This window comes from Chitinophaga sp. CF118 (assembly GCF_900112615.1).
In the GTDB taxonomy this organism is placed as follows: Bacteria; Bacteroidota; Bacteroidia; order Chitinophagales; family Chitinophagaceae; genus Chitinophaga.
Genome location: NZ_FOMK01000001.1, coordinates 357,905 through 380,455, shown reverse-complemented (window position 1 = coordinate 380,455; position 22,551 = coordinate 357,905). Strand labels below are relative to the sequence as shown.

Sequence of the window (22,551 nt, the reverse complement as noted above, 5' to 3'; positions counted from 1 at the left end):
GTCTGTTTCATCTTTTAAAAGTACATTATGCTAAATATACATCCAAAATTAACACTGGTAGGTGCAGGTCCTGGGGATCCTGAACTGATTACTGTGAAAGGGTTGAAAGCCATCCAGCAGGCCAGGGTAATTCTGTACGACGCTTTGTCGAACAACGAACTGCTGGAGCATGCGCCAAGCAACTGTCTCAAGCGTTTTGTGGGTAAACGGGCTGGTATGCATGTGTACTCCCAGGATGAAATAAACCGCATGATTGTGAAGTATGCGCTGACTTATGGCAATGTGGTACGACTGAAAGGAGGAGATCCTTTCGTGTTTGGCCGCGGACAGGAAGAACTGGCTTTTGCGCAACAGTTTAGTATAGATACGGAAGTGATTCCGGGTATCAGCAGTTCTATTTCAGTACCGGCTGTCAGTGGCATCCCCGTTACAGCGCGTAATGTGAGCGAGGGCTTCTGGGTGCTGACCGGTACTACAAAGAGCGGCAACCTGGCACGCGATCTGGAACATGCTATCCTGGCTAAGACAACCGTGGTGATATTGATGGGAATGAGTAAACTGGAAGAAATAGCAGCTGCATATATTGCACAGGGAAAAGGTAACACTCCTGCTGCCATTATCCAGAATGGTACCTTGCCAGACCAGAAAGTGGGCATAGGTACAGTAGAGGAACTGGCCGCTATCGCCAGCAGGGGAGAAATGAAAAATCCAGCGATTATAGTGATTGGAGAAGTGGTACGCTTCCATGAAGCATTCCAGTCTGTGAAGGATAAGCTGGCAGCGGACTTTAAAATAGCTGTATAAAATTAATCAGACTGACCAAAAGCTCTGCAACAGGATGTTTTTTCGTAAATTATGTTGCGATTGCTTTTGGTCAGTTTCTGTATAAATGTTTGCTCATATGGAAGAGAATAATCTGTTTCCGGTATTTTTTAAGGTAAGTCGTCTACAGGTACTTGTAGTTGGCGGAGGGAATATCGGGCATGAAAAAGTAAGTGCGATATTGAGCAATTGTCATGATGCCAACATTACTGTGGTGGCTACCTGGTTCTTACCGGAACTGGTGGAATTGGCTAAAAGCGCACCTAACGTAACATTGATGCAGAAACCTTTTTCCTGTGGGGATATGCTGGGGAAAGACCTGGCAATAGCAGCCACTAATGATAAGGACCTGAATTGCTGCATCTGGGAAAAAGCAAAAGGGAGCAGGGTACTCATTAATGTAGCAGATACGCCGGAACTGTGTGATTTCTATTTAGGTTCAGTAGTACAGAAGGGCAATCTCAAAATAGCTATTTCTACCAATGGGAAATCGCCGACCATTGCCAAGCGCCTGAAGGAGGTATTACAGGAAGCCCTTCCTGGTTCTCTGAATGAAGTACTTGATAAATTACAGACGATCCGTGAAAGACTAAAAGGTGATTTCAGCGAAAAAGTAAAGCAACTTAACCAGATTACTGAAGTACTTGTAAAGAAGGACTGATCACAGAATTCATATATTATCATTGTATTGCTTAACCCTCATCATAGAAATAGCAATTGATATTCATACAATTAACTCCTATAATCCTCTCATCATCTGAAAAAAATCTTTTTCTCCTAACAGATTATAATCAATTAGCATGTTTGTTTTTTATACGAATTGTGTTTATAAATTGAACTAAAGAGAACCTTTCTGATATATTTTACCGTAAACAGGTAGTTTTTTACCCCCTATAGACATATACTTCTCTCTTATATATTACATTAGTAATAAAAATATATTTATAATTTAGTATCATAGTGTGTAAAAATCCAACAATCGTTGCTATTTTTATATTGAATTAGAAAGTATGTATTGTTTTTATAGAGATTGTTGGGATAATGATTAAAATATATTTATTTTTAATGTATCATTAATCTCCTTTTATGCGGAACGTTTCGAGAAACAGATTTAGCAAAGTCGTAATTAAGAAGTCACCTTATACTTATTCAGGCACTACCTTAAAATTAAAGGCTTTCGGTATTAAAAGTGATCAGTCACACAATGTCATAAAACCAACCAAAGGGGCAGTATTGATCTATGATCACCAGGTAGTAGCTGGTTCTGCTCTGTAAAAATATCAGGTATATAGAAAGTATATGCCTTCAAGAAACCAAGTAGCGGTTACAGGTAGGGAAATTTCCGGGGCTAGGGTCAGCAAAGGTCAGCTAAGTTCTTGACCTCGAAGTCCGGACAATAAAATTTCCCTGCCTTATGCCGCGCCAATAAAAAATATTCCCGCTTCCCTGAAGTATATACCTTATGCCGAAGGCCCGAAAGGGGCCTCGCTAAGGTATTATAAGAGCGTTTCATCAACCAGAATCTGAATTGTATCAAACAATTGCCGACCATTAATTTTTATCAACCAATTCTAACTACACCAAATTAATCTAGCGATTAATAAAGAGAAGAACGAAGAAAATCTTAGTGAAGCAAGATCCCCTGTAATATCTTTGCATGCTGCCGGAATGCAGGGAAGAGAAACGGTCTACTTTAGCTTCAGGCTTCCTTTTCCGTTTCTCTTTTTCTTCGTTTACTATCAAACGACAGACCATCTCAGACTTTCCTGATCATTGTTAATCTTCGTTTCCCACCAGAGGGATGGATCATCTCTTTAGTCCGGCTTAATTATGTATGTATATTTGACCCCATGATTATTACACAAACAGTTGAATTTGTAAAAACAGAACTGGCTGGTGCCGAAAGCGGGCATGACTGGTGGCATATTTACCGGGTATGGCAACTGTCTAAACACATTGCTGCAAAGGAAGAAGTGGACTTACTGGTGGTAGAACTGAGTGCCCTGCTGCATGACATTGCAGATGCCAAATTTCATGGTGGTGATGAAACCGTGGGGCCCGCAAAAGCACGTAATTTCCTGGAATCTATACAAGCGCCTGAACATGTAACCAGCCATGTGGTGGAGATTATCGAAAATATTTCTTTTAAGGGCGGACATCAAACCGGTAAATTCTATTCCATAGAACTGGGTGTAGTACAGGATGCCGACCGCCTGGATGCATTAGGAGCCATTGGGATTGCGCGAACATTTAATTACGGGGGCTTTAAGAACAGGGCAATATATGATCCGGCCATTGCTCCCGATCTGCATATGACAAAGGAACAATACAAACACAGTACAGCTCCTACCATCAATCATTTTTATGAAAAGCTATTATTGCTGAAGGATAGAATGAATACGGCTACAGGCAGAAAACTGGCTGAAGAAAGGCATCTGTTTATGGAACAGTTCCTGGAAAGATTTTATAAAGAGTGGGAGGGGATTTCTTAGGAAATTATCATTTAAATTAAGAGGGGCTGTATCAAAGTAAGATACAGCCCCTCTGGAATAATGTCTGAAAATCAGTTTATTCTGGAAATAACTTAACACATGTTCTCCGCCTGGAAGGAAAGATTTTCTCACTGTATTATGCAAACAGTGCTTTCAGTTCTTCAGCATCTTCTGGTTTCATCTTGCCGCCCAGAATAAGGCGGAGCTGACGACGGCGTAAAGCGCCTTCATATAAATTCTTCTCATCTTCTGTATCAGGAATTATAGCGGGTACTGACCTCGACTTGCCATTGGGATCTAATGCCACAAAGGTCATGAATGCCTCATTGGACTTATATCTGTACTGCTGTACAGGATCTTCTCCCCATACCCGAAGGTGTACTTCCATAGAAGTGGTGAATGCCCTGCTCACCTTTGCTTCAATATGTACTACATTGCCCAGCTTAATCGGATTCTCGAAGGAAATGTTGTCTACAGAGGCAGTTACTACCGGTGCACTGCAATGTTTCATGGAGGCTAGCGCAGCTGCTATATCCATCCAATACATCAAACGGCCTCCCATAAGGTTGCCAAAAGTATTGGTATCATTGGGAAGAACCAGTTCCGTCATCTGTATTATTGAATCCTGTGTGCGCTTTGGCGTTGAAGTCATATTGATGTTTATTCGGCGGCAAAATTAGTAAGAAGTTTGCTGCTATGGGCAATAAATAATGAGTAATGCCCCGGAATTGATCCGTCAGATAAAATTATCAACCCCTAATTAATAGTTAAAACGATTTATTTTATTTCATTATATATGTATGAAATATATAATTTTAAAAACCCTTTTGGGTAGGTAGCAAATTTGTGTAACTTTGCATGACCTTCGGAAGTTAGTATTTACTTGACTGGTTACACCATTATGTCGTCCGGCACTTCCTCTTTAGGTCAAGTATTTCTACAAGAATTTAGATCTTATGGCAAAATATATCTTCGTTACGGGAGGTGTTACTTCCTCGTTGGGTAAAGGAATTATAGGCGCTTCGCTCGCAAAACTATTGCAGGCACGCGGTTTTAGAGTGACTATTCAGAAGTTCGATCCATATATTAATGTGGATCCAGGGACATTAAACCCTTATGAACACGGTGAGTGTTTTGTAACAGAAGATGGCGCTGAAACGGACCTCGATCTGGGGCACTATGAGCGTTTTCTGAATACACCTACTTCTCAGGCCAATAATGTGACTACTGGCCGTATTTACCAGACCGTGATTAACAAAGAACGCGAAGGGGCTTATCTGGGTAAAACCGTACAGGTAGTACCACATATTACAGATGAGATCAAACGCAGGATCCTGTTATTGGGTAAGGATGGTAATTTTGATATCGTGATCACCGAATTAGGTGGAACAGTGGGAGACATTGAATCACTACCTTACATTGAGGCGGTTCGCCAGTTACAATGGGAACTGGATGAACAGGATTGCCTGGTAATACATCTTACCCTGATTCCTTACCTGCGGGCTGCTAAAGAGCTGAAAACCAAACCAACACAGCACTCCGTGAAAATGATGAGTGAAAACGGGGTTCACCCCGATGTGATCGTTTGCCGTACGGAAGAACCTATGTACAGTGATCTGAAAAAGAAAATTGCACTGTTCTGTAATGTTACGGTAGATGCTGTGATTGAGGCTAATGATATGAGCACCATCTATGAAGTTCCGCTGGAAATGCTGCGCGAAAAGCTGGATGTGATTGTCATGAAGAAACTGAATATTCCTATTGATAAGGAACCTGACCTCACCAAATGGCGCGGATTCCTGGACAAGCTGAAATATCCCAAATCCAAAGTAACTATTGGATTAATCGGTAAATACGTGGAGTTGCAGGATGCTTATAAATCCATCCTGGAATCATTTATCCATGCAGGAGCAATGAATGAATGTAAAGTAGTTGTACAAAACATTCATTCTGAGTTCATCACATCAGAAAACGTTGCCGAGAAACTTCGTAACCTGGATGGTTTACTGGTAGCTCCGGGTTTCGGTCACAGAGGTATAGAAGGTAAAGTAACGGCCATTCAGTATGCCCGTGAAAATCACCTGCCTTTCTTTGGGATCTGCCTTGGAATGCAGATGAGCGTAGTGGAATATGCACGTAACGTAATAGGCTGGAAAGATGCCCACTCTACTGAAATGAATCCTGATACCACCCATCCTGTAATAGGATTGATGGAAGAACAGAAGAAAATTACTGCCAAAGGTGGTACTATGCGCCTGGGTGCTTATGCCTGTGAATTAACACCGGACTCCCGTGCAGCTTCTATTTATGAGGGTACACAGATCAGTGAACGTCACCGTCACCGTTACGAATTCAATAGTAAATACCTGCCAGACTTCGAAAAAGCCGGTATGGTTGCTTCTGGTAAAAACCCTGAAAGTGGCCTGGTAGAAATAGTAGAACTGCCGGATCATCCTTTCTTTGTAGGATGCCAGTTTCACCCGGAACTGAAAAGTACCGTGGAAAGACCAGCTCCGCTATTTGTTCATTTCATAGCTGCAGCTAAAGATTATGCAGAGGATAAAACGAATAAAGCCAAACTGGAGGAAGAGAAAATTGCCCACCAATAATTAATAATTCTTAGCCGCAAGCTATTAGTTGCCGGTTGCAGGTCGTCCTTTTAATGTTAAGTTAACAGAATATTGGGATGATACTTGTAGCTCACAACTAAAAGCTTGCGGCTTTTACTTACCTTTGCTGCCTAAATTTCAATTAGATTTCATGGACAGAAACTCGGTCATTGGCTTCGTTTTGCTCGGAGTATTGCTGGTAGGATACATCTTCTTTAACCAAAAGCAACAGGGAGAAGCGCGGAAAGAGAAAGCCCGTCAGGATTCCATCGCAAATATCAACAAGCCTAAAGTACCTGTAGATACTACTGGTTACGCTGCTGCCGGCACCTCCGCTACCCCGGATTCCACCAGGCTGGCTGGAGAATATGGTGCTTTTGCTAACGCTGCCAACGGTACTGCTCAAACTGCTGTACTGGAAAATGAAGTGTTAAAGATCACTTTTACCAACCAGGGCGGACAGCCAGCTACTGTTCAGCTGAAAAAGTTTAAAACCTTTGATGGTGGCCCTTTAATGCTGGTAAACGGTTCTTTTAACCGTATTTCCATGCAACTGCCTGCTAATAACAATACCTTATTAAATACTGCTGATCTGTTCTTTACAGGTGGTACGGTACAGAAATTGGCTGATGGTAGCCAGGCTATCACTTACCGCTTATCTACCCCTAATCCGGAACAATTCCTGGAATATGTATACACCTTAAAACAGGATGGTTACGCGGTAGACTTTGATATTCATGCTGTAGGACTGGAAAACGTACTGCCTGCTTCACAGAAAACCCTGTCATTACAATGGGATAACCAGAATGACAGACAGGAACAGGATATGCAGAACGAACGCCTGAACAACCAGGTGCATTACCAGACAGGAGAGGGGAAACACGACTATTTCACCCTTGAGCGTACCAGCCACCAGCCACTCGAAAACAAATTACGGTGGGTGGGCGTGAAGCAACAGTTCTTCAATACAACCTTGATTTCAAAGAAAGACAACAACTTTGCCGGAGCAGATATCAACTCTAAAGTGCCTGAAAGCGGTAACATCGTAGGACAAACCTTCACCACCCTGTCTATACCTTATACCCGTGCACATGATTTCAGCTTCCCGATAGAAATTTATTATGGTCCTAACCATTACAAGACCTTAAAGTCTTTTGACATTGGCCTGGAAAATATCATTCCACTGGGTTCCGGTATTTTCGCCTTTGTTAAGTACGTGAACAAATGGGTGATCATTCCTGTGTTTAACTTCCTGAGCGGATTTATTCACAACTACGGTGTTATCATCATCTTCCTTACCTTATTTATCCGTTTGCTGATAGCGCCATTCACCTATCAGAGTTATGTATCATCTGCTAAAATGAAGGTGTTAAAGCCTGAAATTGATGCACTTCGTGCAAAACATGGTGATGATCAGCAGGCATTCGGTATGGATCAGATGAAACTGTTCAAGAGTGCTGGTGTAAACCCGCTGGGCGGTTGTTTACCTGCTGTTATGCAGCTGCCTATCCTGGTAGCAATGTACAGCTTCTTCCCATCCTCTATTGAACTGCGCCAGGAAAGCTTCCTGTGGGCAAAGGATCTTTCTACCTACGATTCTATCCTCAACCTGCCATTCACAATTCCTTTCTATGGCAATCATATCAGTCTTTTCACCCTGCTGATGACTGCCACCAGTTTGATGCTGGCTTTCAATAACCGCGGTATGGCCGATCAGAGCAACCCGGTAATGAAATATATGCCTTACATTTTCCCGGTAATGCTGTTAGGGATCTTTAACCGTCTGGCATCTGCACTTACATTCTACTACTTCCTTTCTAACGTGATCAGTATCCTGTTACAGTGGGTGATTCAGAAGTTTATCATCAACCACGACAAGATCCACGCACAGATCCAGGAAAACAAGAAGAAGCCAAAGAGCAAATCCAAATGGCAGGAAAAGCTGGAAGAAATGCAACAACGCCAGCAAGGCGCACAACAACGTAAAAAGTAATTCATAATAAAAGAAGGCTCCCACAACGGGGGCCTTTTTTATTTCAGGCGCGGATAGTTGTTGATTTGTATCACAGCGGTTTTGCCTTATTGTGATTGATCAATAAATACACTGCATCTGCCTGTTTAGTTCCCTGATTTAGTTTTAGAATATGATTTAAGATCAGATCTTTATTGTGCTTCACCTGTTAATCACGGCAGATAAGGCGTATTTATTGATCAATCACAATCACACTTAGACTTGTGACTTCCAATAGAGAATAGTACAATGACGGTCTCCACAACGGGGCCTTTTTTATTTCAGGCACGGATTGTTATTGATTTGTATCACAGCGGTTTTGCCTTATTGTGATTGATCAATAAATACACTGTATCTGCCTGTTTAATTCCCTGATTTAGTTTTAGAATATGATTTAAGATCAGATCTTTATTGCACTTCACCTGTTAATCGCGGCAGATAAGGCGTATTTATTGATCAATCACAATCATATCTATACAATTGGGATTTCTATATGGAATAATGCAAGAAGTAACAATGCCTGCTTAATGAAGATCGTTTTTATCTAAGTAAATGAAGTGCCTGACGATCGTTTAAATGATTAGATGTGTCCATCAGGGATCCAAATAAAAATAGGGCGTATCAACTGTATGATACGCCCTATTAACTTTTTTATTTCAGGACTTGTTTTCCAAAACAGAAATTAGCCCCTTCAATTAATTATCTTTTTTAGGAGGAAATACTGCTTTAGGTGTGGTGGCTGGTTGTGACTTTTCCTTCTCCTTTTCTTTCTCTCTGGTCTCTGCCTCTCTGTTAGCTTCTTCCTCTAACTTGTTTACATCCATATACTCATTTGCCGCGCCGTTCCCCTGATCTTCTGCTTCTGCTCCTGGCTGGACATTAGACTGATAGTTCGTATAGTTATTATCATTGTTGAAGGATGCAGGAATGGGGAATATTATTTTCTCATCAATCTTCAATGATTTATCTCCATATACTTTCTGGAAGAAATAAGCCCATATTGGTAAGCCGGTATTAGCACCCTGTCCGTTTGCTGTAGAGGCAAAGTGCAGGAAGTTATTTTCGCAACCTACCCATGCACCTGCCAGCAACTGTGGTGTGTAACCCAGGAACCAGCCATCTGTATTATCATTGGTTGTACCGGTTTTACCCGCTACTTCTCCTGTAATATTATAACGGAAGCGTAAGCGCGCTGCTGTACCACCGGGGCCAGTTACTCCCTGCATCATTTTCACCATCGTATAAGATTCATTCTCACTAATCACTTCTTTCTTTTCAGGAGCAAATGTTTGCAGGATATTACCGTTCCTGTCTTCTATACGGGTAATGTATATAGGTTTTGAAATGATCCCTCTTGCAGGGAACATGGTATATGCGCGTAACATTTCATACAACGAAATTTCTGGTGTACCCAGCGCAATGGAAGGGTAGGGAGGAATTTCACTGCTGAAACCTATTTTATTTTTTGCAAAGTCTGCCACTGCTCTGGGGCCCAGCTGTTTGATGAGGTAAGCTGATACCAGGTTCAGTGACTTGGCAAGTGCTCCCGCCATAGTAATACTTCCACCTACACTACCTTCTGAGTTATGGCTCAGTGTATAATGTTCTTTCGGGAAGGTAACCGGTTCGTTCGGCAGTACAGTGTTGGGCGACATACCATTCATAATTGCAAAGCAATAGAGGAATGGTTTAAAGGTTGAACCTACCTGACGCTTTGTTTTCAGTACGTGATCGTTCTTGAAATAGCGGAAATCCGGTCCGCCCACCCAGGCTTTTACTTCTCCGCTTTCCGGGTCCAGTGCCATAAAACCTGCCTGTAAGAAGGCGCGCATATATTTAATGGAATCGATCGGCGTCATAACGGTATCGATCTCATTCAGGTCTGGTTCGGTATAACTTCTCCAGGAGAATACTTTCATTTTGGTAGGCGTGTTGAATGCCCTTTTGATATCGTCATCAGAAGCCTCATCATCTTTCATTGCCTTGTAACGGTCAGATTCCTTCATGTAGCGGTCAACGTACTGTTGCCAGTTTTTCCACACCGAGCCGGATTTGATATTAGACTGTTGGGCAAATACTTTCTGGAGGTCTTTCAGGTGATGGGATACCGCTTCCTCTGCATACATCTGCATGCGGGGATTGATGGTAGTATAGATTTTCAGACCGTCGCGGTAAAGGTTGTACTCGGAACCGTCTGCTTTTTTATGTTCTTTACACCAGGTTTTAAGTTCATCACGTAATACTTCCCTGAAGTATGGAGCCAGTCCCTTGTTATGATCTATCTTGTTATATCTCAGTACGATGGGCCTGTTTTTGGCTTCATTAGCTTCTGCTTCTGTGATGAAATCATTTTTCTGCATCAGTTCTATCACCGTGTTACGGCGATCGCGTGAGCGCTGTGGATTACGGCGGGGATTGAACATGTTGGTACCTTTCAGCATGGCTACCAGTGTAGCTGCTTCTTCTATGGAAAGATGACCGGCATCTTTACTGAAGAAGGTACGTGCTCCGTTTTCAATACCATATACGTTATCTCCGAAAGGAACAGTGTTCAGATAAAGGGTAATGATTTCCTGTTTGGTGAAGTTGCGTTCCAGCTTTACGGCTATCAGCCATTCCTGCATTTTCTGGAATCCTCTTTTGATAACATTGGAAGCACGCAGAGCTCCTGTATTATCTGCCTGCAGGTTCAGTGCCAGCTGTTGGGTGATTGTACTGGAACCTCTTTTTTTACCGATGGCCAGGTAAAAAGGAATGGCCATAGTACCATAAGGATCTATACCTGAGTGATCGTAGAAACGCACATCTTCTGTGGCGATGAGGGCGTTGATCACATTCTTGGAAATTTCATTGTAGTCGGAACTGGACCTGTCTACCTGGTAGTATTTACCGAGAATGGTACCATCTTCTGCAATCACTTCAGATGCCAGGGCTGCCCTGGGATTTTCCAGGGTTTCCATTGATGGCATACTGCCTATAATGCGGAAGTTGATCAGTAATAACATTAAAATGAATACCCCCATAACCCCCAACACAGTGATCCACAATATTTTAACAGATTTTTTCATATTTACCTTTGAATGGCTTTTCCTGATTATAGCAATTTACGGGCCTTATTTGCCAGTGTATAGTGTAACAGCCGGGCAAAATTATTAAAAAAATCCCGGTGATTTCCCTCAATTAATGTTAAAAGGCATATTAATTTGATTAAATCAATTAATATGTTTTTCCATCATACTGTGGACTTATTGGGTGATGTAGTTATCATTAAAGAATTTCTTATACCCATCAATATCCTTTGTACTGTTTAGCTGTATGAAATTGTCCCTGGATATGATAAAGAAATTATAATCGGAAGGCCGGATTCTTGGTGCCACCTTTTCTGCCGCTATCCTTACATCATCAAAATATTCCAGTGCCTTATCCTCATTCGGGAACAAGCGGAATACGAGCATGACTTCAGTTGGCGTGAGCACAAAGCTGGCTACCTGTATCTTCTCTCCCGCATGTTTCTCCGCGTTATATTTGGTGAACTGGGTAAGAGCTTCATCCATGATTGCTTTTGATACCCGGTTGAACGACAATATTACAAAATGCGGATTCTCAGCATTCAGCTTATACAATGTAATCGGCTTAATTGGCGGAGGTAACGGAGCTATTTTAAGATTGTTATTAACGAGTTTAAGAGAATCTGCAGTAGCGGTTTTCAATTTCACAGAATCAAATGCCGGCTGCGGATTCTGCCAGGGGTAGCGCATAGAAACATTTTCATCCAGGGAGTCTTCACTGGCTTTTTGTTTCTGAATTTCCAGCATGGACAGGTATACAACTAGTGCCGGCCTGTCATTCAGTGCATCCAGCAGGGATTGTGCCTTTGCATGAACGGCTTCATCCTGTTGGTATTTATTGAGCACGTTGGTGATGGCCTGCCGTCCAAATTCGCAGGTATCGATCTTCATAAGGATCATGGCTTCCAGCAGGTCGAATTTAGGCTGCATGAAATTGAGTCCGAATGTGGTATCTGCTGCTTTTTTCTTTTCCAGTGCGGCCATGTAGTTACAGTCGAGATAAGCCAGGTACATTTCTTCATATGCTGCTGAAATCTCTTTTTTCCTTGCTTTGTTGGCATCCTGTAAGCCACCGTACTTGATCATACTGGCAAATTTGGAATCGCCAAACTGTTCTACCACGCTCTGTTTGTATTTGTTTGCCTCCGCGGTGCGGCCCAGTTTATTGTTCCATAAATAGAGAGAATATATCACTTCCGGCTTACGCGGATGGCGGGGATATCTCTGTATGAGGGTATCGTATGTTTCGATACCGAGTAAGGTGTTGTCCAGTTTATCGTGGTATAATTTACCAAGATCGAACATGGCATCTTCTATTATAATATTTGATTTAAGGAGATCGTCCGGAGTAAGCGGAAGATCTGCCATCAATGATTTGGCAGTAGTACTATCAGCAGGTACGGTCTTTTTGGCCTTTGCAGCGGAATCTAAAGGATTGCCTTCTCCGTTTTCCGGTTGTGTGGGCTGGTTAGTGTTAGCCACACTGTTCTGGCTTCTGCGCCAGTTGTCACCCAGGGTACGGTTTCCCCAGCGTTTCTTAAATTCGGAGAAGCCGGATGATTTGCTGGCGTTATTGTAGAAGTACCAATCGCCGGCATCATCTTTTTTAGGTCCCAGATTAGTGTTGCTGGGATTACCAAAAGGGTTGTTGGCGATTGTTTGGTCGTCCTGCGGGTTTGCTGCTGCGTTTTTAGCTTTTTCTTCTGCTTCTTTCCTGATATTAGCTGCCATTTTTTCCAGGAAAACGTTCCTGTCAGATTCCGGCATGGCCGCAATCCGCTGCAGGCTATCTTCCCGCTGGATGGCTTCCACACGCACCACAACGTCTGTCAGCACCTTTTTACGGGTATTTACCACAGCAGTATCTACAAATTCTTTAGGCATCACAGAAGCGGTGCTATCATAGAAGTTCTTAGCAAGGCGGTATTGCCGTTGTTCGTAGTAGATATCAGCTATTGCCTTATAGGTCAATGATTTCTGCAGGGTGTTGTCACTTTCGGCCTTCAGAGATTGATGCAGGTAGCCCATAGCTGCTTCCGGATCTGTGGGTAATACCAGGTTGGCCATAGTATAATAAATAGCATCTCTGAAGATGTAGTATTTTTCTTTTTTGGCCATCTTTCTCAGCTTCGCCAGGCTTTTTTCCAGTGAGCCGCCGGATGTAATAGCTTCCAGTTTGGCTATCTGGATCCTTGCCTGGAACTCCATCATGGGGTCCGGTTTGGTGCTGATCACTTTGCGGAACATCAGCAGAGCAGAATCGGGCTTGCTGTAATTAGTGTATAGTTGTCCGAGAATATAGGCCATACGGGCCTTTTCGTCTCTGTTGTGTTTTGTTTTCAGGGCTATCTGCATGGGTTCTATAGCTTCTGCGAACCGTTCCTGTTTGTACAGGGTATAGGCTTTCACTTCGGCCAGCTGACCATAGAGACGTTTTGGGAAGAAGGGATCCTGTTCCAGAATGTTCATCATGGAGCGGGCTTCATCAAATTCTTTTTGTTCCAGTAATGTTTTAGCTCTCCAGATGAAGGCATCATTACGGGCGTAGGTATGTTTGAACCAGCCGATTATGCTTTTTCTTTTTTCGCGGGAAGCAATAGAGAGTTTATCATTCTGACTGGACCCTACCACTGCTTTATTATCGGATTTTTTCTTTGGCGCGTAGGTGGTATTGATGAACTGGAAGGTTCTGTTGGCTTTGTCCCATTCGCCTTCAAAGAAATAGGCTTTTCCTATTACGAGGTAGCTGTCATCTATCCATTTACTACGCGGGTCTCTGATCTGGATATTGATGGATGCTTTTTCTATCACTGAATCCAGGTCATTTTTGCTAAGTCCGAGACTTTGCAGGCTGTAAGGGTAGAAGGGCAGTAAATAATTGTAATTATCTTGTCCCTGGCGGGCTACAGCATGACTGATATCCTGTAATTTCTTATTGGCGTGGTAGTAGTAATTGTACCGGGCAAGAGTGTTCTGTACGATCTTGCGTTTGATGGTCCATTTCTTTTCCAGCAATTTTTCGGAAGGGGGTCTGCGGTCTTCCACCTTTGGCTGTACAGGGGCAACAAGGGGCCGTTGCATGGTTCGTGCAGGCAATTTACTATTATCTTTGGGCCGGTTGGTACCGGTTGTATCCCTTCTCTGGGCATTAACACTTGTGATTGCGGTACAGCACAAAAAAAGACTAACCAGGAAGATGTATGGTATATATGTGTAAACAGATCTGTAATGATTCATGGATGCCAGGGTATATAGGCTTACCTATATAACTTATATGTTGATAATTTATTTTTAAAGATAGGATAAATTTTTTGAGGGGGCAGGGAAGGAGGACGAAAGAGGCCTGCTAATTTTTTAAATACTAAATAATATAAATGTTTAACTTTAGGCAGTTGATAATCTTTAAGTTTTATAGTGGATATGGCCAAAAAGCGTGATAACAGGGGTAGAATTATTGGGCAGATAGGCAATCGGTACCGCCTTGTGATTATGAATGACAACACCTATGAGGAGGTAACATCATTTAAATTATCGAGGATGAGTGTTTATGTAGCCCTGAGTACTCTTTTTGTGTTGCTGGTAACTATTACCGTGGCAACAGTGGTATTCACGCCACTGAGATACTATATACCAGGATATGGAGATTTGAAACAACGCAGGGAATTTATTAAATTGAAGATGCGGACAGACTCTCTTGAGACTGCTATCAATGCGCGAGATCAGTACCTTGACAATATTAAGCAGGTAATTAACGGTGAATTTTCGGCCAGCAAATTAGATACGACGACTATTAAGATGCCAAAGGTGGATAACAGCACCTATTAACTACTATTCAATTATACATAAAAGGGACAATTTACCGTTAGGGGAGAATGTGGACAACTTCTTGAAAGAAGTGATAGCCAATCTTTAATAATATGTAAACTAATAATACTATCTTACAAACACTAACTAAAGCTGAAAAACCTTAAAATCCTATGTTTAGCAACAACAACCGTAATGCCAGAAACGAAGGCAAATCAGTAATGCCTACTTCCAATGTGAACATTATAGGCAGTGGAACCTCAATTCAAGGGGATATTGTATGCGAAGGGGACATTCGCATTGATGGCCAGGTGCATGGTCTGGTATCAACAAAAGCAAAGATCGTAGTAGGTCCTGAGGGTGAAATCACCGGCGACCTGGTATGCCAGAGTGCAGATATACTGGGTAAAGTGACCGGTATTATTAAAGTTGAAGATCTGCTTTTCCTGAAGGCAAGTGCGCTTGTAAAAGGAGATGTTTACACCGCCCATTTTGAAATGGAGCCATCTGCAAAATTCAATGGCCGTTGTTATATGGAGCCGGAAGATGTAGCTGCAGCAGATAGTCAGAAAGAAAAATTAAATGGAAGATCCGTTATCTCAGCACAAACCACCGAAGAAGCCTAATCTGGCATTACGCTATGCAGGCTTAGCTTTTCAGATGATGGCCGGATTAGGGTTGGCTGTATTTGCCGGTTATAAACTTGACCAGCGAACAGGATGGTCTTTTCCTGTTTTTATGATCATTTTTTCTTTATTGGCATTAACCATACTTTTGTGGCAAATCATCAAAGACACCCGCAGGAATGAGTGACAGGTTTTATTTGAGGCTAATCGTCCTCTTTATCATAGTTAATTGTACTCTTATATTTTTGAAAGCCTGGTTGCTTGAAACAGGGGCTCACCATAATGTGCTGCTTATTGGCAACCTGGCTTTAGCCCTTATCACTGGTTTATCATATAATATGAACCGGAAAGGTCTGCAATCTTCCAATAACAACGCCTTTGTGCGGATGGTATATGCTTCTACGCTCAGCAAACTGATGTTATGCCTGGTAGGTATTGCTGTGTATGTAATCATCAACAGAGCTAACACAAGCAGAACAACCGTTTTTATCCTGATGTTTTTATATGTGGCTTATACGGTAGTAGAAACGTTAAGTCTTCAGCGGGTAACAAAGAAAAAAAGTTGAACTGGTTGTGAAGCAGGAGGCACCTTTACATGCATTGTCCGGATACCTGCCAGATGGAACATTTGAGCAGGTGATGGCTTACCTTACAGAATATAAGGTACATCTTACCGTTACACGTGAGCGGCAAAGTATTCTCGGAGATTATCGCCACCCTGACAGAAAGGGGGGCCACCGCATCAGCATCAATGGGAATCTTAACAGGTATGCTTTTCTCATCACTCTCCTTCATGAAATCTCTCATCTTACCACCTATATGCACTACGGTAATACCGTAGCCTCTCATGGAAAAGAGTGGAAAGTACAGTTTTCACATATCCTTAAACAATTTGTGGGCAAAGGTTTCTTACCGCACGATGTGGAAGCGGCTGTACGCCAGAGTATTCAGAACCCTGCGGCCAGTTCCTGTGCAGACGATGACCTGATGCGGGTACTGAAACGTTATGATCTGCAGAAAGAGAATCATTACCTGGTGGAACAAATACCCCTTCACCAGCTTTTCCGGACCAAAGACGGCCGGATCTTCAAGAAAGGGGAAAAGATCCGCAAGCGTTACCGCTGCGAGGAGGTAGCCACAAAAAAGGTATACCTGTTCAGCCCTGTTTATGAGGTAGAGGTAATTGCAGCCTGACGAATACTATGAGGTAGCTGACGTTGCCGCCCCACCTATCATCATTCTTTCATTATATGCCCTTTCCATCTTTTCGATCCGTTCCCTTTTGTAAATTTTGAATGAATGTTCATGCACATCCAGCAGGTCGTCATAAGGGCCGCGTGGAGAAATGAGCTTTACAAATACCGGTGCTGTTTCTATAGTGATGAACAGTAGGGTAATGAACCAATTGGCCCATCGTACAGGTTCACTACGGTCTGTAAGATGTCCGAGTGCATCAAGGCGGGATGCCAGTCCGTCTATATGACTGCGGTCCAGCTGTTGAACGGTATTTTTGAATGTGGAGTCAATGGACTGGAGTTCCTGTCGTTTTTGGCGGATGAGGGTTCCATTCTGATTACTGATAGTCGCAAGCATTGCCGTAGCACTGTCTGCATCTGCTTTTTTCGCTTTGTAGATAGGACCAAGATTACGCTTGCGGGAGCCTCCGGTACCATCGGCTTCCTGTTGGGCAATCAGCTGCAGGGTATCCCGTTTGGCCGCTTGTTGCTGAATACCGCTGTTCAGTAATGCGATTTCCCCATTCAGCTCATTGATCCGTTGCTGGTAGCGTTCTTTCACCTTGTCCTCCTGGGTTTTGAATACCTGCTGTTCCATAGTGATCAGCTCCTGTTGTATTTCTTTGTTGAAGACCTGTAATTCCAGTGGTTTGGAAATGACTATTGCTATCAGCACTGCCAGCAAGATCCTGGGAGTGGCCAGGGCCAGTTCTTTTCCGAAGCCGTCCCGCTTTTTCATACCGGATACGATGTAACGATCCAGGTTAAAGATCATCAATCCCCATACAATAGCGAATAAGAATGCGGCCCATAACTGGCCAAATACTGTCCACAAAGCATAACCGCCAGAGAGCGCAGCCAGTAGCCCTGTAAAGAATATTGTGGCGCCAATACCGCCGTATTTATTGGTTTCTGATGGTGCACGCCGAAGCATAGGTATATGAGCCCCTGAACAAAAAAGAAAGAAATCGCCGATCCTCTTCATGAATACATTTTGATATAAGAAATAAAAAGTAACCCCGCGGGCCGCAGGTGCATATAAAGGATGGATTATAAAGGTAGTTTTTTCTGCCAATCAAAATTGAAATAAGTGATCAAGGGGTTAATAAATGTGATAGGACAAATAAAGGAGATTTCCGGAGTTGATCACAGCAATTGAATAACCACGGTTGGTAAATATGATAAGGTATGCAGAGGGTTCTTTATAAGTATGAAGTCTTATCAATATCAATGAACACAAACTAATATAACAGGTATATAAGCCCTATCTATATAGGGTGGGATTATATACGGCTAAAATAGGGGATGTATAGGGGTTATATAGGGGTTATATATCTGTAAGCAATAAGACTCAATAGGTTATGAAACCCTATTGATCAGGGGTGACATTTTCAATACTGACTAATAATTCAGTATAATTTTAAATAATTTATTATATGTTTAGTGAAGAAGGAAAATAAGAGCTTTAGGGGTACGTTATTTCCCTCATAAAAAGTGAATTAAATCAAAAATAAATAGGGTTTGAGAACTGCTTAATGGAGCCCCCTTTTCTGAACAGATCAATTTAACAGATCTAATTACATTAAATGATCTTTTTAATGTCTGATAAAAGATAAAGAGGTGTTACCAAAAATAAATAAAGGACCTGAGAGTTGCTTAAACGCTCTCTCCCAGAAAAAAAGGCTGTACCAAAATTTGATACAGCCCTTTCAATATTATAAAAGCCTTTTAATTAAGCGTTTACAGCTTTGTTTACCAGTGCAGCAGCTTCGCTGAGCAGGATGGCAGACTGCACTTTCAGTCCACTTTCGCCGATCAGTTTCTGTGCTTCTTCAGCGTTGGTACCTTGCAGACGTACGATGATAGGAACAGTAATGTTACCAATAGATTTATAAGCATCGATTACACCCTGTGCAACACGGTCGCAACGAACAATACCACCGAAGATATTGATCAGGATTGCCTTTACTTTAGGATCTTTCAGGATGATACGGAAACCTGCTTCCACTGTTTGTGCGTTTGCGCTACCTCCTACGTCCAGGAAGTTTGCAGGCTCACCGCCACTCAGTTTGATCATATCCATGGTAGCCATGGCCAAACCGGCACCGTTTACCATACAACCTACGTTACCATCCAGTTTTACGAAGTTCAGATTGTATTTACCTGCTTCTACTTCTGTAGGATCTTCTTCTGTAATATCACGCAGTGCTTCCAGCTCGGGGTGGCGCATCAGGGCGTTGTCATCCAGGTTCAGTTTACAGTCAACCGCAATGATTTTTTCATCGCTGGTTTTGAATAACGGGTTGATTTCCAGCATAGCTGCATCAAGACCAACGTAGGCATTGTACAGGTTAGTTACGAATTTAACCATGTTCTTGAAGGCTTCGCCGCTCAATCCAAAGTTAAAAGCGATTTTCCTGCCCTGGAATGGTTGCAGGGTGGTGTTAGGCTGTACCCACTCCTTGAAAATCTTATCAGGAGTGTTGTGTGCCACTTCCTCAATGTCCATACCACCTTCTGTGGAGTACATAATCACGTTCTGGCCTTTTGCACGGTCCAGGAGGATAGACAGGTATAATTCTTTTATGGGGTTAGGACCCGGATAGTATACATCCTGTGCAACCAGTACCTTATTTACCAGCTTACCGGCATCTCCGGTTTGAATGGTAACCAGTACACCGCCCAGGAGATTACCGGCTATAGTTTTAACATCTTCTGCATTCTTACCAACAGCAACACCTCTTTGTTCTTTACCACGAATGGTTCCCTTACCACGTCCGCCGGCATGGATCTGGGCTTTTACTACTGCATATTCATTACCATATTGTACTTTCAATTGCTTGTAAGCTTCTGCCGCCGCTTCCGGTGTTTCTACCGGAATCCCTTCCTGTACCGGTACGTTATATTTCTTCAACAGTTCTTTAGCCTGGTATTCATGTAAGTTCATCTGATAAAAATTTGCGCTAAAATAGGTCATTATGATTTAAATATAAAACAGCAGTGTTTTGTGAATTAAAAATAACTTTGCGCAACCTGATTAAATGACATAATAATGAGTGATCTGTTACAACAAATAGCTGCTGCTGCGGACCATATAAAAAAAGAATGGCCGGAAACACCACAGGTTGGTATCATACTGGGTAGCGGACTGGGAAACCTGGCCGGTGATATTACAGACAGTATAGAAATTCCTTACGAGGAAATCCCATATTTTCCCTCTTCCTCCGTGGAAGGACACCGGGGAAAATTAATTCTCGGGAAAATGAATGGGCGCCCCGTGGTAGCCATGGCTGGCAGATTTCATTATTATGAAGGTCATTCTATGCAACAGGTAACCTTCCCGGTAAGGGTAATGAAGGCTCTTGGCGTGCGTACCTTGCTGTTATCCAATGCGGCAGGGGGTATGAATGCGCAGTTTAAGGTGGGTGATCTGATGATCATCCGCGACCATATCAATCTGCAGCCGGAACATCCACTGCGGGGTACAAACATCGCGGAACTGGGGCCCCGGTTCCCGGATATGAGTGAGCCCTATTCCAAAGTGCTGATTGCCAAAGCGAAAGAAATTGCAGGTGCTAACAATATTCCTGTACATACAGGCGTCTATGTGGGTGTGCAGGGGCCAACTTTTGAAACCCGGGCAGAGTATAAATTTATGCATGTGATAGGAGGGGATGCTGTTGGAATGAGTACAGTGCCTGAAGTAATTGTAGGCGTACACAGTGGTTTACAGATCTTTGCGATGAGCGTAATTACCGACCTGGGTATCAGGGAAGAAGAGAATGTGATCACCCATGAAGAGGTATTGGAAGCAGCAAACGCTGCTGAACCGAAATTAACCCTTATTTTCAGGGAATTAATCAGTGCTTTATAATAGCAAGAAGAAACAAGACGCAGGAAATATATCAAAGGATGAGGTCATTTATTTTAATATGTTGTTTACTGTTCGGTGTGCAACAACTACATGCACAGATAAGCAACCGTCTCAATAATATAGGGAGTGGTAGCGGGAGTGGATCCAAAATGACCAGGGATACCACTAAACATGTACATGATCTGGATACACTTACTATTACTTACCGCCGCCTGGGAGAGCCGACTGATTACAGAGTAGATTCTTCCGTTGCTGATTTTAATGGCAGCTTCCTGCGGGTGCCGGCTAATTATGTTTTTTTGGGTAATAATGGTTCTCCTGCACGTAGCATTACCTTTGCCCCCCGCATGCAGAGCGGTTTTGATGCGGGCTTTCACAGCTTTGACAACTATGGCTTTTCTCACGAGAATGCCCGGATCTATACAACCAACCGTCCTTATACAGAAATGCTGTACATGGTGGGGAGCCAGAAAGAGCAGCAAATAGGGCTGTTACATACACAAAACCGTACAGACCGTTTTAACTTCGGATTCGAATATCAGAAGATCTATGCACCGGGATATTTCCGGTCGCAGGCTACCAATCATGATATCTACAGGATCACATCCCGCTATAACAGCAAGAACAAACGTTATAATGCTTACCTGAGTTATTTCTTTAACAAGTATAATAATGGAGAGAATGGTGGTCTCCGGGAGGAGGATCAACTCACCAATTCCCGTTACAGCCAGCGTAAAACCCTTGATGTGAACCTTGGGAATTACTCAGAAACAAGTTCCAGCCTTTTCAGTACCTCTATACCGGTAAAGACGGCCTATCAGCAATCCGGATTTTTACTGGTTCAGCAATACGACTGGGGCAAGGGGGATACTATTCATGTGAACGATACAACCGATTATTACAAGTTTGACCCTGTATTCCGTGTGCAATACAGCTTTAAATATTCAAATGACGATTACCGGTTTAGCGACGGACAGCCGGATACTACGTTCTATACCAAACATTATAACTGGGCCTTTAACGGAGATACTATTAATGCCCGGCATAACTGGCGTACCCTTTCTAACGATATCTCCCTGATTCAGTTCCCGCTGAGAGGCAATCTGGCACACTTTATTAATGTGGGAGCCCGGTATGATAATATCAGCGGTACCTTCCTGGATGCAGATATTCATTTCAGTAACCTGGCTCTGCATGGGGAATACCGTAATAAAACCCGTAATAAAAAATGGGATTTCTCTGCCAAAGGGGAATTTTACATTGCAGGACAGAATATAGGCGACTATAATGTAAGTGGAATGCTGAGCCGTTACCTGAACGAAACACTGGGAAACATTCACCTGTCTTTTAGTAATGTAAACCGGGAGCCTTCCTATGTTTATAAGTATTTCAGCAGTAGTTATGACAGTTGGTACAACAGTACCTTGGCCAAAGAGAATATTACACAGTTACAGTTTGCGGCAGATAACCGTAAGCTGAAGTATAATCTGGCTGTCAATTATTTCATAATTGGTAACTATACCTATTTCAAGGATTATTACCAGAGTGCACAGGCTCCGGCAGTATTTAACCTGTTACAGGTGATTTTCAGCAAACATTTCCAGGCAGGACATTATAACTGGTATGCAGATTTTGCTTTTCAGCAGGTACATGGTGACGGGCGTGTAAATATCCCAACATTATGGACACGTCACAGGCTGGCCTATGAGAACAAACTGTTCAATAACCTGAATGTGATGTTAGGTATAGAAGCAAAATATAATACAGACTATTATGCGGACGATTATTCTCCGGTAACAGGTCAGTTTGTGTATCAGACTACACAAAAAGTGAAGTATAACTTTCCTGATCTGGCTGCTTTTGTACACTTCCGTATAAAATCATTTTCTGCTTATATAAGAGGAGAAAATCTCAATACATTTTTCTCGAAAAATAATTTTGCAGCACCACTCTACCCTTATAACAATTTTAGCTTCAGACTGGGAATCCGTTGGTGGTTTATTAATTAAT

18 protein-coding genes are annotated in these 22,551 nt (G+C 42.5%); 13 read left to right on the top strand and 5 right to left on the bottom strand.

Annotation, left to right across the window (positions count from 1 at the left end; all coding sequences use genetic code 11):
* The first annotated feature begins 27 nt into the window (after positions 1–27).
* The 4 genes from cobA (at position 28) to BM176_RS01430 (ending at position 3,314) form a co-directional block, all read left to right on the top strand.
* Positions 28–804 (top strand): uroporphyrinogen-III C-methyltransferase, encoded by a 777-nt coding sequence (cobA, locus tag BM176_RS01440; protein WP_090098832.1) that lies wholly within the window; start codon positions 28–30, stop codon positions 802–804.
* Between the two features lie 97 nt (positions 805–901).
* Positions 902–1,483, top strand: a complete 582-nt coding sequence (locus tag BM176_RS01435; protein ID WP_090101522.1) for a precorrin-2 dehydrogenase/sirohydrochlorin ferrochelatase family protein — start codon at positions 902–904, stop codon at positions 1,481–1,483.
* Between the two features lie 425 nt (positions 1,484–1,908).
* Positions 1,909–2,097, top strand: coding sequence for a hypothetical protein (locus tag BM176_RS32070; protein WP_143097672.1), 189 nt, complete (start codon positions 1,909–1,911; stop codon positions 2,095–2,097).
* 575 nt (positions 2,098–2,672) lie between these two features.
* A complete protein-coding gene (locus BM176_RS01430; RefSeq protein WP_090098830.1) occupies positions 2,673–3,314 on the top strand; it encodes an HD domain-containing protein in 642 nt (213 codons plus the stop codon).
* 136 nt (positions 3,315–3,450) lie between these two features.
* On the opposite strand, the gene BM176_RS01425 is transcribed toward BM176_RS01430, so the two are convergent.
* Complete coding sequence (locus tag BM176_RS01425) at positions 3,451–3,966, bottom strand: acyl-CoA thioesterase (protein WP_090098828.1); 516 nt, start codon at positions 3,964–3,966, stop codon at positions 3,451–3,453.
* Positions 3,967–4,270: 304 nt separating this feature from the next.
* On the opposite strand from BM176_RS01425, the gene BM176_RS01420 reads away from it, so the two are divergent.
* Positions 4,271–5,923 (top strand): CTP synthase, encoded by a 1,653-nt coding sequence (locus tag BM176_RS01420; protein WP_090098826.1) that lies wholly within the window; start codon positions 4,271–4,273, stop codon positions 5,921–5,923.
* Positions 5,924–6,074: 151 nt separating this feature from the next.
* A complete protein-coding gene (yidC, locus tag BM176_RS01415) occupies positions 6,075–7,916 on the top strand; it encodes a membrane protein insertase YidC (protein WP_090098824.1) in 1,842 nt (613 codons plus the stop codon).
* Positions 7,917–8,629: 713 nt separating this feature from the next.
* Here the strand turns inward: yidC and BM176_RS01410 are convergent.
* The gene (locus tag BM176_RS01410) at positions 8,630–11,002 is read right to left on the bottom strand and encodes a transglycosylase domain-containing protein (RefSeq protein ID WP_090098822.1); all 2,373 of its coding nucleotides are present in this window, start codon (positions 11,000–11,002) and stop codon (positions 8,630–8,632) included.
* Between the two features lie 177 nt (positions 11,003–11,179).
* Entirely contained in the window at positions 11,180–14,239 is a 3,060-nt protein-coding gene (locus tag BM176_RS01405) for a type IX secretion system periplasmic lipoprotein PorW/SprE (protein WP_143097671.1), read from the bottom strand.
* Positions 14,240–14,422: 183 nt separating this feature from the next.
* Here BM176_RS01405 and BM176_RS01400 point away from each other — a divergent pair, with 183 nt between their 5' ends.
* The 5 genes from BM176_RS01400 to BM176_RS01380 all read left to right on the top strand — a co-directional run bounded on the left by BM176_RS01400 (position 14,423) and on the right by BM176_RS01380 (position 16,626).
* Positions 14,423–14,827: a hypothetical protein gene (locus BM176_RS01400; protein WP_090098817.1), complete on the top strand. Its 405-nt coding sequence runs from the start codon at positions 14,423–14,425 to the stop codon at positions 14,825–14,827.
* A 152-nt stretch (positions 14,828–14,979) separates the two neighbouring features.
* The gene (locus BM176_RS01395; protein ID WP_090098815.1) at positions 14,980–15,432 is read left to right on the top strand and encodes a bactofilin family protein; all 453 of its coding nucleotides are present in this window, start codon (positions 14,980–14,982) and stop codon (positions 15,430–15,432) included.
* Positions 15,389–15,619 (top strand): AtpZ/AtpI family protein, encoded by a 231-nt coding sequence (locus tag BM176_RS01390; RefSeq protein WP_090098812.1) that lies wholly within the window; start codon positions 15,389–15,391, stop codon positions 15,617–15,619. Before BM176_RS01395 ends, BM176_RS01390 begins: the two co-directional genes overlap by 44 nt.
* 58 nt (positions 15,620–15,677) lie before the next feature.
* Entirely contained in the window at positions 15,678–15,998 is a 321-nt protein-coding gene (locus BM176_RS01385) for a hypothetical protein (RefSeq protein WP_090098810.1), read from the top strand.
* A gap of 7 nt (positions 15,999–16,005) precedes the next feature.
* Entirely contained in the window at positions 16,006–16,626 is a 621-nt protein-coding gene (locus tag BM176_RS01380) for a SprT-like domain-containing protein (protein WP_090098808.1), read from the top strand.
* A 6-nt stretch (positions 16,627–16,632) separates the two neighbouring features.
* Here the strand turns inward: BM176_RS01380 and BM176_RS01375 are convergent, their stop codons facing one another.
* Both BM176_RS01375 and sucC read right to left on the bottom strand, forming a co-directional pair.
* The gene (locus tag BM176_RS01375; RefSeq protein ID WP_090101520.1) at positions 16,633–17,652 is read right to left on the bottom strand and encodes a DUF4407 domain-containing protein; all 1,020 of its coding nucleotides are present in this window, start codon (positions 17,650–17,652) and stop codon (positions 16,633–16,635) included.
* Positions 17,653–18,399: 747 nt separating this feature from the next.
* Positions 18,400–19,614 (bottom strand): ADP-forming succinate--CoA ligase subunit beta, encoded by a 1,215-nt coding sequence (gene sucC, locus BM176_RS01370; protein WP_090101518.1) that lies wholly within the window; start codon positions 19,612–19,614, stop codon positions 18,400–18,402.
* Positions 19,615–19,719: 105 nt separating this feature from the next.
* Here sucC and BM176_RS01365 point away from each other — a divergent pair, with 105 nt between their 5' ends.
* Together BM176_RS01365 and BM176_RS01360 are read left to right on the top strand one after the other, a co-directional pair.
* Positions 19,720–20,541, top strand: a complete 822-nt coding sequence (locus tag BM176_RS01365) for a purine-nucleoside phosphorylase (protein ID WP_090098806.1) — start codon at positions 19,720–19,722, stop codon at positions 20,539–20,541.
* A 77-nt stretch (positions 20,542–20,618) separates the two neighbouring features.
* Positions 20,619–22,550, top strand: a complete 1,932-nt coding sequence (locus tag BM176_RS01360) for a putative porin (RefSeq protein ID WP_177230263.1) — start codon at positions 20,619–20,621, stop codon at positions 22,548–22,550.
* Position 22,551: the final 1 nt, after the last annotated feature.